Below are 11,174 nucleotides of genomic sequence, written 5' to 3' on the forward strand. Positions count from 1 at the left end.
CCCAGCTCACTTCACCGTCTTGTCGCCCGGCCGGGTCAGGTGCCACACCAGCAGCGCGGCGAGCAACGCCAGCACCACCAGCCCGCCGGAGATGCCCCGGCCCTCCTCCGGGCTGCGGCCGGCGGTCCCGAAGTAGATCACCGCGAGGCCGGCCAGCACCGTCACGAACGTACGAAACCCTCGGTCCTTCACGTCTCGCACGCTATGCGGCGCGCATCCGCCACTGGCGTATTCGGTGGGGTTGTCCCCCGTTCGGGTGGTGTGCCGGAACGCTGCCCGGTCAGCGTTCGGCGGTGAACCCGCGCAGGCGCACCCGGCGGACCGCCCGGTCGGCGACCTCCACCACCTCCAGGGTCAGCCCGGGCAGCCGGACCGTCTCCCCCGGCTCGCCGGGCAGGTGGCGCAGCCGGGCCAGCATCAACCCGGCGACCGTCGTGTACTCCCGCGACAGTGGGAAGCTCAACCGCACGCCCAGGTCGGGCAGGTCGTGCAGCGGGAAGTCACCGGGCACCAGCAGCGACCCGTCCGGCTCCCGGACGACCTCGCGGACGTCCCGGTCGGTCTCGTCGTACAGCTCGCCGACCACCTCCGCCAGCAGGTCCTCCAGGGTGACGATGCCGTCGACACCGCCGTGCTCGTCGACCACCAGGGCCAACTGCTGGTGCTCCAGGCGCAGCTGCCGTAGCGCGTCGGAGACCGGGAGCGTGACCGGCAGCAGCAGCGGCGGGCGGGCCAGCTCCCCCACCGTGCCCTTCCCGGCCCGCACCAGGTCGCGGATGTGCACCACACCGGTCACCTCGTCCAGCCCGCCGGGACCGGTGACGGGCGCGCGGGACCGCCCCGCGGCGGCGAGCCGCCGGACCCCCTCACCGGCGGCGAGGTCGGCCGGCAGCGCGGTCACCTCCCGTCGGGCCACCAGGATCTCCCGCAGCGTCCGGCCGGCGATGTCGAACGCGCCGGTCAGGATCTCCCGCTGCTGGGCCGACAGGCCACGCTGACTGACCAGCATCTCCCGCAACTCCTCCTCGGTGGTCTCCTCACGGCTGGCCCTCGGGTTGCCGCCGGCCAACCGGACCACCGCGTCGGTGGCCCGGCTCAGCAGCCAGACCGCCGGCCGGGACAGCCGGGCGAGCAGGTCCAGCGGGCCGGCGCTGAGCAGCGCCCAGCGTTCCGCCCGCTGCATGGCCAACCGCTTCGGGGCCAGCTCGCCGATCACCAGCGTGACGAAGGTCAGCGCCACCGTCACCAGCACCACCGCGGTGGGACGGGCCGCCGCGCCGAGGAAGCCGAGCGGCGCGACCAGCGGACCGGCCAGCGACACCGCGGCCGCCGCCGAGGCGAGGAACCCGGCCAGGGTGATGCCGAGCTGGATGGTCGCCAGGTAGCGGTTCGGGTCACGGGAGAGCTGCACCAGCCGGTCGCCGGCTCTCGTCCGCCGCGCCAACCGCCGCAGTTGGCCCTCGCGCAGCGTCACCAGTGCCATCTCGCTGCCGGAGAGCGCGGCGTTGATCAGAATCAGCACGGCCACCAGCACCAACTGCCCGAGCTGGGCGCCCATCGCGTACCCCCGTCCGCCGCCTCAGGCCACTCAACCGCAGCGGGGACGGCTCTGGGTCGGGTTCCACGCGGCCCGCCCCGCTCAGTCGGTCTCCAGGTCGTCCAGGGAGATGGCGTGGGTCATCAGCCACCGCGCCAGCGCCGACATGCCGAACAGCCAGAGCGGGGCGGACTCGGTGGGGCCGTTGGTGGCGTAGACGGCGAACCGCAGGTCCGGGGCGCGGTACGCCTCGATCCGCCACCGGTGCTGCCGGTCCCGCCAGACCGCCGAAGGGTCCATGGCGTCACCGTAGGTGACGGTGGGTGCGGGGGTGGCCGGTTACCGGGGTCGGCGGACGCTCAGGTGACGACGATCCGGGCGTCGTCGGGCAGCCGGCGGGTCGCGCCCCGGCGGTCCAGCAGCTCCAGCAGCGGCACCGCCACCCGACGCGTGGTGTCCAACGCCTGCCGGGCGGCGGAGAGCGTGAACGGCTGGGGCAGCCCGGCCAGCACCCGGACCGCGTCGTCGAGCGCGTCGGGCAGGAGCACCACGGTGTCGGCGAGCCGCAGCAGCGCGCCGGCACGCACCGCGGCCCCGATCTCCCGGGGGCCCAGGCCCAGGTCCACGAGCCGGTCGGCTTCCGGCGCGCGAAACGGTGTGTCGGCGTACTCGGCGCGGACCCGCTGCACGGCCCGGGCCACCGGCTCGGGCAGCGCGTCGGCGCTCGCCGCGCCGACCCGACCCGCGTGGATCCGCAGTGGCGGCCGGACCAGCGCCTCGACCAGCACCCGGTCGGGCAGGGCGAGGCGCTGGCGCAGGGCGTCCACCGGCATCCCCGGCTCCAGGGGGTGCTCCCGGACGTAGCGGGCGACCTCCTCGGTCAGCTGGTCGCCGAGTCGCCGCCAGTGCCCGGGATCGGCGAGCCAGTCACCGGCCACCGGCGTGGCCTGCACCGGCACGCCCATCCGGATCAGCGTGCCGGCCCGGACCAGCCGGCGGCGGCGCAGTTCCCCGGCCAGGTCGGGACGACCGTCCAGATCGGCGAGGACCTTCGCGCGGGCGGCGGCGGCACCACGGCGGGCCAGCGGCGGCGGGGACACGTCGAGCACCCGTACCCCGCCGGCCACGTGGTGCCGGCCCGGATCGCGCAGCAGCGCCCGGTCGCCGACCAGCAGCGGTAGCGGGCGGGCCAGCCGGAGCCGGACGGTGTCCGGGCCGAGCGGGCGGACCCGGACCGGCACCGCCGCCGACCCCACGTGCAGGGTGAGGGTGGCCGGCAGGTCGGCCGCCGGGTCGCCGGTGAGCCGGACGTCGACCAGGTCGGTGCGATGGAAGCGGCCCGGGGTGAGCAGCGCGTCGCCGCGGCCGAGCCGGTCGCGGGGCGTGCCGCGCAGGTTGACCGCCACCCGGGCGACCGCCGCCGCCTCGGGCCGCGCCTGGCCGAGCGAGTGCAGGCCACGGACCCGGACCGGTTCATCGCTGCCGGCCAGCTCCAGCTCGTCACCGACCCGCAACCGGCCGCCGCCGAGGGTGCCGGTGACGACGGTGCCGCTGCCCCGCACGGTGAAGCTGCGGTCCACCCAGAGCCGCACCGGATCGTCCACCGTGGGGGCCGGCAGCCGGGCGGCGAGCCGGTCCAGGGCGGCCCGCAGCTCCGGCAGGCCCGCGCCGGTCAGCCCGCTGACCGCCACCGTCTCCACCGCGCCGAGACTCGTCGCCGCGATCTCGGCCCGGGCCCGGGCCGTCGCGGGCCCCGGATCGGCCAGGTCCGCGCGGGTCACCGCCAGCAGGCCGTACGCGACGCCGAGCGCGTCCAACGCCGCCAGGTGCTCGGCGGACTGCGGCATCCACCCCTCGTCGGCGGCGACCACGATCAGCGCCGCCGGCACCGGGCCGACCCCGGCGAGCATGTTCGGCACGAACCGCTCGTGCCCCGGTACGTCGACGAAGGCGACCGTGCCGCCGGACGGCAGGGTCGTCCAGGCGAAGCCCAGGTCGATGGTCATCCCCCGGCGGCGTTCCTCGGCCCACCGGTCGGGTTCCATCCCGGTCAACGCCCGGACCAGGGTCGACTTGCCATGGTCGACGTGCCCGGCGGTGGCCACGACGAACATTCTCAGTCGTCCCCGGGTACGCGCAGCACGGCCGTCCGGACCGTCTCGTCGTCGGGGGCGGGCACGCAGCGCAGGTCGAGCAGGAGCCGGCCACGCACCACCCGGCCGAGCACCGGCTGGTCCCCGGTGCGCAGCGGCGCGGCGTACCGCTCGGGCAGGCTCAACGCCCACGAGTCCAACTCCACGCCGGGGGCGCCCCCGCCGCCGACCACGGCGACCGTCGGCACCACCTCCGCCTTGCGGCCGTCCGCGCCGAGGCGATCGCGCAGCCGCTCCACCCGCTCGCGCAGGGCGCCCGGGTCGGCGTGCAGCGCGGTCCGGGTCGGCGTGTCCGGGCGGTGCAGGGTGGCGGCCAGCGCGGCCAGGGTCAGCTTGTCCACGCGCAGCGCCCGGGCCAGCGGATGGCGGCGCAGCCGGTCGACCAGCCCGGCGTCGCCGAGCAGCAGCCCCGCCTGCGGGCCGCCGAGCAGCTTGTCGCCGCTGGCGGTGACCAGCGCGGCGCCGGCGCGCAGGGTGCCGGCCGCGTCCGGCTCGTCGGGCAGCAGCGGATCCGGGGCGAGCAGCCCGGAGCCGATGTCGGCGACAACCGGCACGCCGAGGGTGGCCAACTGCCGCACCGGGGTGGCCGAGGTGAAGCCGGTGACCTGGAAGTTAGACGGGTGCACCTTGAGCACGAAGCCGGTCTGCGGGCCGATGGCGGCGACGTAGTCGGCGAGCGTGGTGCGGTTGGTGGTGCCCACCTCCCGCAGCCGGGCGCCGGTGCTCTCCAGCAGGTCGGGCAGGCGGAAGCCGTCGCCGATCTCGACCAGCTCGCCCCGGCTGACCACGATCTCCCGCCCGGCGGCCAGCGCGGTGGCGGCCAGCACCAGGGCGGCGGCGCCGTTGTTGACCACGTGCACGGCCCCCGCGTCGGGTACGGCGGCGGCCAGCGCGTCGAGAGCGTCCCGGCCGCGGCGGGCGCGCCGCCCGGTGGTCAGGTCCAGCTCCACGTCGGTGTGCCCGGCGGCGGCCACGACCGCGGCGACCGCGGTGGGCGACAGCGGCGCCCGGCCCAGGTTGGTGTGCAGCACGACGCCGGTGGCGTTGAGCACCGCGCGGGGGCCGGGTGCGGGCAGCGCCGCGACGGCGGCGTCGCGGACCTCGTCGGGGCCGATCTCGCCGCGGCGGGCCCGCTCCTGCGCGCGGACCACGACCGCCTTGACCCGGTCCCGCCCGAGCATCGCGGTGGCCGCGGCCAGGCGAGGGTCGGCGAGCAGCGCGTCGGTGCGGGGCACCCGGCGTCGCGGGTCCACCGGGCCGTCACGCATCGCGTCATCTCCTGCCGCCTGTTGGCGGAGACGGACGGGAATCGAACCCGCCTGGCCCGGGTCCCGGACCACACCGGTTTTGAAGACCGGGAGGGGCACCAGCCGCCTGAACGCCTCCATCGGACATTCGATCACAGCACGGGCGGGGCCGCCCGGTCAGGTGACAGATCCACCCTCGGTCCGGCGGGCTTCGACCCGCGCGCGCTGCGGCACCACCGTGTACCGGGGGTCGCGGGCGGAGGCCACGCCGCCGTAGAAGATGCCGAACCGGGTCGCCACCGAGGCGGCGAGCAGCGCGGCGCCGGAGAACGCGCCGGCCACCCGGCTGCGCCGGCCGAGCAGCGCGCCGGCCACACCGGCCGCGGTCAGCAGCCGACCGGCGCGCAGCAACTGACCCGGCCGACCCCGCCGGTAGGGCTCGCTGAGCAGGCCGAGACGGGTCTCCACGCGGTGCGCGCCGTACAGTTCCATCGCCGCGCCGGCCACCGCCATCCGGCGGGCCGGCCCGGCCTCGGCCGGCGGTGCGGCGAGCAGACCCACACCGGCGCCGCTGGCCAGCGCACTGCCCGCGAAGATCACCGGCAACTCGGGGTACGCCTCGTGCCACGACGGCACGGCCGTGTCGGCGAGCAGCACCCCGGTGTACGTGGCCAGCGCGGGCGCGGTGCCGGCGGCGAGCAGCCCGGCGGCGTGCCCGACCGGCGGCAGCGCCCGACGGGCCAGTCCGAGCAGCCCGCGCCGGGGCAGCCAGCCGGCGGCCTCGGCGATCGCGGCGACGCCGGCGGCCGGCCCGAAGGCGGTGAGGATCCAGGTGCCCACCGACATCGGCGAGGTCGGCTTGGCCACCCGGAGCATGTGGTGGAACCGGGCCGGCCGGCCCAGGTCCCTGATCAGGAAGACGGCGCTGGCGCTGACGGCGGCCAGTGAGGTGACCCGACCGGCCCGGCGCAACGCCGGTCGACCGGTGAGCTGCCCGCCCGCGGCGAGCAGCGACGAGCCGGCGGCCAGCCCACCCGTGAACAGGTACGCGGCGATGTCCCACTTCCAGACCGGCGCCTTCAGGACGGGCCGACCGTAGTACGAGGTGAACTCCGCCTCCGGCACCCGCAGCTCCTCGCCGCCGCCGCGACGACCGCCGCGCCGGCCCGCCCGCCGGCCGGTGTGCTCGCCGTTGCGCTGCGGCCGCGAGGTCAGGCCCGCGTCGGTCGCGCCGCCGCGGACGCTCGCCTCCGGCCGTGCCGGGACGTCCAGCCGGTCGGTGCCTCCGGCGGCCAGCCGGTCGCTACCCGCGGAGGTCAACCGGTCGGGGCTCTCGGCGGCCAGCCGCTCGCGGAAGCGGCGGAACAGGTCGCCCACCTCGGGGTGATGCGGACTCACGAGGAACCTCCGACGAACGCGGCGACGGTGGCCGCCGCCATGGCCAGGGCCGCGAGGCCGGCGCGTTTCCACATGGCCGGCAGGTCGCGGGTGGTCACGACCGGGTCCGGCGGCAGGCCGTACACCTCGGGTTCGTCCAGCAGCAGGAAGAACGCCCCGTCACCACCCACGCCGTCGTTCGGGTCGTGCCCGTACAGCCGCGCATCCGGCACGCCCTGCTCGTGCAGGGTCGCCACCCGCGCGGCGGCCCGCTCCCGCAGCTCGTCCAGGGGCCCGTACTGGATCGACTCCGTCGGGCACGCCTGCGCACACGCCGGGGTCATGCCCGCGCCGAGCCGGTCGTAGCAGAGCGTGCACTTCCACGCCCGACCGTCATTCTTGCGCTGGTCGATCACCCCGTACGGGCACGCCGAGATGCAGTAGCCGCAGCCATTGCAGATGTCCTCCTGCACCACCACCGTGCCGAACTCGGTCCGGAACAGCGAACCCGTCGGGCACACATCCAGACACGCCGCGTGGGTGCAGTGCTTGCACACATCCGACATCATCAGCCAGCGAAAGTCGGTGCGCCCCTCCGCGCCGGTGCCCCGGCCCGGCGGCTGCGCCCCCGGCATCCCGAGGAACTGCGGCTTCGCGCCACCGTCGCCCGGGCCACCGTCGCCCGGGCCGGCGCCGATCGGGGCGCCGAGCACGTCGGCGTGCCCACCTGCGGCCATCCGGGCGGCCGCCGACGGCACACCGGTCGGCACCCCTGGCTCCGTGCCGGTGTGCCCGCCGGTGCCGGCCGCCACGGCCGCCGACGCGGCACTGACCGGACCATCGGTCGGCGTACCCGCGAACGGCGGCGTGCCCCGGTGGCCGGCCGGGCGGGGCTGCTCGATGAACGCGACGTGCCGCCACGAGTTCGCGGTCAGCGCGCCAGTGTTGTCGTACGACATGCCCAGCAGGTCCAGACCGGAACCGGGCACCCCGTTCCACTCCTTGCACGCGACCTCGCACGCCTTGCAGCCGATACACACGCTGGTGTCGGTGAAGAACCCCATCCGCGGCGGTGCGGACGACCAACCCGCGTCCGGCGCCGGGTCCAGCGGCCCGTACAGGCTGTTCGGGTCAGGAATCATCGCGCCCCTCCCCGTCGCTGTCGGTGGTGACCACCGGGGCGTTACGGCCCGGGGTGATCCCTGCTCGCCGCTGATACTCGGCCACCAGGTCGAGCAGCGCCGGCCCGGTGGGCCGGCGGCCGGGCCGGACGTCGCAGGTGCCGACCTTGCTCTCCTGGATCAGGACGTTGGGGTCGAGGCTGATCCCGAACAGGTCGTTGGCCGAGTCCCCGGTCACCAGGCCCTCGAAGCCGAAGTGGTACGGCAACCAGAGCTGGTGGATGATCCGGCCCTCCACCCGGAGCGGCGTGAGCCGGTCGGTCACCAGCACCTTCGCCTCGATCACCGCGCGACCGCTGACCAGGTGCGCCCAGCCCAGGTGCGCCAGCCCGGCCTCGGCGGCCAACTCCGGGGACACCTCGACGAACATCTCCGGCTGCAACTCGGCCAGCGGACGGACCGTCCGGCTCATCCCGCCGGCGGTGTGGTGTTCGGTGAGCCGGCTGACCGTGAACACGTACGGGAAGACCTGACTGTGCTCCTCCGGCGGGCTCGGGTTCACCGAGTTCACCGGGTGCGCGTACGTCTTGCGGGTCGGGTTGGCCTGCTGCCGGTAGAGCGGGTTGCGCACCGGCGACTCGACCGGCTCGTAGTGGGTGGGCATCGGCCCGTCCAGAACGCCGCTCGGCGCGTACAGCCAGCCCTTACCGTCGCCCTGCATGATGAAGGGGTCGTCGCCGGCGATGCCCTGCGTCCCGGACGCGCCGGGCGGCGGCCGGTACGACGGCGGTTTGGTCTTCTCGAAGTCCGGCACGTCGTAGCCGGTCCACTCACCCTTGTCCGGGTCCCACCAGACGTACTTCTTGCGCTCACTCCACGGTCGACCCTCCGGGTCCGCCGAGGCGCGGTTGTAGAGGATGCGCCGGTTCGCCGGCCACGCCCACCCCCACTCGGCGGCCACCCAGTCCTGCTCGTGGCGGGACTTGCGCCGGGCCGCCTGGTTCACGCCGTCGGCGTACACCCCGGTGTAGATCCAGCAGCCGATGGCAGTGGAGCCGTCGTCGCGGGCCTCGGCGAACGAGGACAGCGGACCGCCGGTCGACACGTCGTACCCGTTGATCTCGCGCAGCACCGCCTCGGCGCTCGGCTCCGCGTACGGGCCGTGCGTCGGGTAGTCCCAGGTGAGGTCGAGCAGCGCCCGGTCGCGCGGCAGGTCCGAGCCGGCCAGCTTCTCGCGCAGCTTGCGGCCCAGGTGGTAAAAGAACCACAGCTCGGAGCGGGCGTCGCCCGGCGGCTCGACGGCCTTCTCCCGCCACTGCAACAGCCGCTGCGTCTGGGTGAACGTGCCCTCCTTCTCCACGTGCGAGGCTGCCGGCAGGAAGAACACCTCCGTGCGGCACTCCTCGGGCACGATCTCGCCGGTGGCCACCTCGGGGCCGTTCTGCCAGAAGGTGGCGCTCTCGATCATGAACAGGTCGCGGACCACCAACCAGTCCAGGTTGGCCATGCCGAGCCGCTGCGCGCGACCGTGCGCCGAGCCGACCGCCGGGTTCTGGCCCAGCAGGAAGTACCCCTTGATCTTTCCGTCGATCATGTTCAGCACCTGCTGGTACGTCCCGTGGTCGCCGGTCATCCGGGGCAGGTAGCCGTAACAGAAGTCGTTCTCCGGCGTCGCCGCGTCCCCCCAGTACGCCTTGAGGAGACTGGCGGCGAACGAGCGGGCGTTGCCCCAGAAGCCCTTCTGCCCCGGGTGGCGGATGCTGTCGACCCACTCGTCGAACGTGGGGTGGTCGGCGTGGTGCGGCATCGGCAGGTAACCCGGCAGCAGGTTGAACAGGGTCGGGATGTCCGTCGAGCCCTGGATGCTGGCGTGCCCGCGCAGGGCCATCACCCCGCCGCCCGGGCGGCCCATGTTGCCGAGCAGCAGCTGGATGATGGCGCCGGTGCGGATGTACTGCACGCCCACGCTGTGCTGCGTCCAGCCCACCGAGTAGATCAGCATCCCGGTGCGCTCCCGACCGGAATTCGCCGTCCACGCCTCGGCCAGTTCCAGGAACCTCTCCTGCGGGATGCCGCAGACCCGCTCCACCATCTCCGGGGTGTAGCGGGCGAAGTGTCGCTTGAGGATCTGGTAGACGCAGCGCGGGTGCTGCAACGTCTCGTCGCGGCGGGTCTGCCCGCCCACCTCCGCGCCGTGCGACTCGTGCCGCAGGCCGGCGGCGGTGTCCCGCTCCTTCGCGGTGTGCCCGCTGCCGGAGGAGTCCTCGTGCCCCTCGTACTGCCAACTGTCCTGCACGTAGCTGCCGGTCTCCGGGTCGAAGCCGGAGAAGAAGCCGTCGCCGTCCTCGGTGTCGGTGAACTGCTCGCTGACGATCGTCGCCGCGTTGGTGTACGACAGCACGTACTCGCGGAAGTCCAGCTCGTTCTCCAGGATGTAGCGGACCACCCCGCCCAGCAGCGCGATGTCCGTGCCCGCCCGGATCGGCAGGTACGCATCAGCCACCGCGCTGGTCCGGGTGAACCGGGGATCCACGTGGAAGACCTTGGCACCCCGGAGCTTGGCCTCCATCACCCACTGGAAGCCCACCGGATGCGCCTCGGCCATGTTCGAACCCTGAATGACGATGACGTCAGCGTTGGCGATGTCCTGCTGGAAATCCGTCGCACCGCCACGACCGAAGCTGGCCCCCAGACCGGGGACAGTGGCGGAGTGTCAAATACGGGCCTGATTCTCGATCTGCAACGCCCCCATCGCGGTGAACAACTTCTTGATGAGGTAGTTCTCCTCGTTGTCCAGCGTCGCCCCACCCAGACTGGAGAAACCCAACGTCCGGTTGAGCGGCCGACCCGCACCGTCGACGTCCTCCCAGGTCTGCTCGCGGGCGGCGAGCATCCGGTCGGCGATCATGTCGAGCGCGGTGTCGAGCTCCAGGTCCTCCCACTGCGTCGAGTACGGCCGGCGATAGCGGACCTTCGTCTGCCGCAACGGGCTGGTCACCAGGCTCTTGCTGGCCGAGCCCTTCGGGCACAGCCGCCCCCGCGAGATCGGGCTGTCCGGGTCGCCCTCGATCTGGCTGACCTGCCCGTCCTTGACGAACACCCGCTGACCGCAGCCCACCGCGCAGTACGGGCAAATCGAGCGGGCGACACTGTCGGCGTCCTCGGTCCGGGAGGTCAACTCCGCCGAACGGGCCGACTGCGCCGCGACGCCCCGACCCAGCGGGTCCGTGCCGGTGAGCTGCCGGTAGACCGGCCAACCCTCGATGAAGGTCCGCAGACCCATCCCCGACACCCCCTCCCACGCGAGCGACCCCATGAACATAGGTCAACCGAGGCATGTTCGCGAACCGAGGAATCGGCACCCTGCACAGACAGCGCCGCCCCCGGCCGGTGGGCCGGGGGCGGCGCTGGTGTCGGTGTGCAGGTCGCCTCTCGGCGAGTGGCACGACGCGGCTCCAGCCGAACGGTATTCCGCGAAGGCGATATTAGGTGAGGCCCGGGGACACTGAGTCACACCGACACTGTCCACAACCAGCCGACGACCCGCGTCATTCCCAGGCCACCGGTGGTCGCGGCTCCAACCCTATGGCGTACGCCGCTGGCCGGCACCCCACATTCGGGGTGCCGGCCAGTGGTCGGTGTCATGCGGTCGTGCGTGGTGTTGCGGGTCAGCTGTTCCAGTGCTTGCTGACCAGGTCGGTGGCCTGCTGCTCCCACTGGGCGTAGGCGTCGGGGTAGG

At 74.1% G+C, this 11,174-nt stretch carries 8 protein-coding genes and 1 tRNA gene; all 9 read right to left on the bottom strand.

Annotated features, from left to right (window positions below):
• Positions 1-6: 6 nt before the first annotated feature.
• A complete protein-coding gene (locus tag AB0K07_RS15805) occupies positions 7-192 on the bottom strand; it encodes a hypothetical protein (RefSeq protein ID WP_089022156.1) in 186 nt (61 codons plus the stop codon).
• Positions 193-280: 88 nt separating this feature from the next.
• On the bottom strand, positions 281-1,558 hold the full coding sequence (locus AB0K07_RS15810) for a hemolysin family protein (RefSeq protein ID WP_363755574.1): 1,278 nt from the start codon (positions 1,556-1,558) through the stop codon (positions 281-283).
• Positions 1,559-1,639: 81 nt separating this feature from the next.
• A complete protein-coding gene (locus AB0K07_RS15815) occupies positions 1,640-1,837 on the bottom strand; it encodes a hypothetical protein (RefSeq protein WP_109818558.1) in 198 nt (65 codons plus the stop codon).
• A 59-nt stretch (positions 1,838-1,896) separates the two neighbouring features.
• Positions 1,897-3,651: a selenocysteine-specific translation elongation factor gene (gene selB / locus AB0K07_RS15820; protein ID WP_363755576.1), complete on the bottom strand. Its 1,755-nt coding sequence runs from the start codon at positions 3,649-3,651 to the stop codon at positions 1,897-1,899.
• A gap of 2 nt (positions 3,652-3,653) precedes the next feature.
• Complete coding sequence (gene selA / locus AB0K07_RS15825; RefSeq protein WP_363755578.1) at positions 3,654-4,958, bottom strand: L-seryl-tRNA(Sec) selenium transferase; 1,305 nt, start codon at positions 4,956-4,958, stop codon at positions 3,654-3,656.
• A 22-nt stretch (positions 4,959-4,980) separates the two neighbouring features.
• Positions 4,981-5,076: transfer RNA gene (locus AB0K07_RS15830), tRNA-Sec, on the bottom strand.
• A 38-nt stretch (positions 5,077-5,114) separates the two neighbouring features.
• Positions 5,115-6,335, bottom strand: a complete 1,221-nt coding sequence (gene nrfD, locus AB0K07_RS15835) for an NrfD/PsrC family molybdoenzyme membrane anchor subunit (RefSeq protein WP_363755580.1) — start codon at positions 6,333-6,335, stop codon at positions 5,115-5,117.
• Positions 6,332-7,453, bottom strand: coding sequence for a 4Fe-4S dicluster domain-containing protein (locus tag AB0K07_RS15840; RefSeq protein WP_363755616.1), 1,122 nt, complete (start codon positions 7,451-7,453; stop codon positions 6,332-6,334). The genes nrfD and AB0K07_RS15840 overlap by 4 nt, the downstream gene beginning before the upstream one ends.
• Entirely contained in the window at positions 7,446-10,718 is a 3,273-nt protein-coding gene (fdh, locus tag AB0K07_RS15845) for a formate dehydrogenase (protein WP_363755582.1), read from the bottom strand. Before fdh ends, AB0K07_RS15840 begins: the two co-directional genes overlap by 8 nt.
• Between the last annotated feature and the right edge of the window lie 456 nt (positions 10,719-11,174).

This window comes from Micromonospora sp. NPDC049301, assembly GCF_040678715.1.
GTDB lineage: Bacteria > Actinomycetota > Actinomycetes > Mycobacteriales > Micromonosporaceae > Micromonospora.

What these genes read in the sequence shown, in the direction of transcription:
- AB0K07_RS15810 (WP_363755574.1), bottom strand. Translation starts at nt 1,558, where the DNA reads ATGGGCGCCCAGCTCGGGCAGTTGGTGCTGGTGGCCGTGCTGATTCTG.
- selA (WP_363755578.1), bottom strand. Translation starts at nt 4,958, where the DNA reads ATGCGTGACGGCCCGGTGGACCCGCGACGCCGGGTGCCCCGCACCGAC.
- selB (WP_363755576.1), bottom strand. Translation starts at nt 3,651, where the DNA reads ATGTTCGTCGTGGCCACCGCCGGGCACGTCGACCATGGCAAGTCGACC.
- AB0K07_RS15815 (WP_109818558.1), bottom strand. Translation starts at nt 1,837, where the DNA reads ATGGACCCTTCGGCGGTCTGGCGGGACCGGCAGCACCGGTGGCGGATC.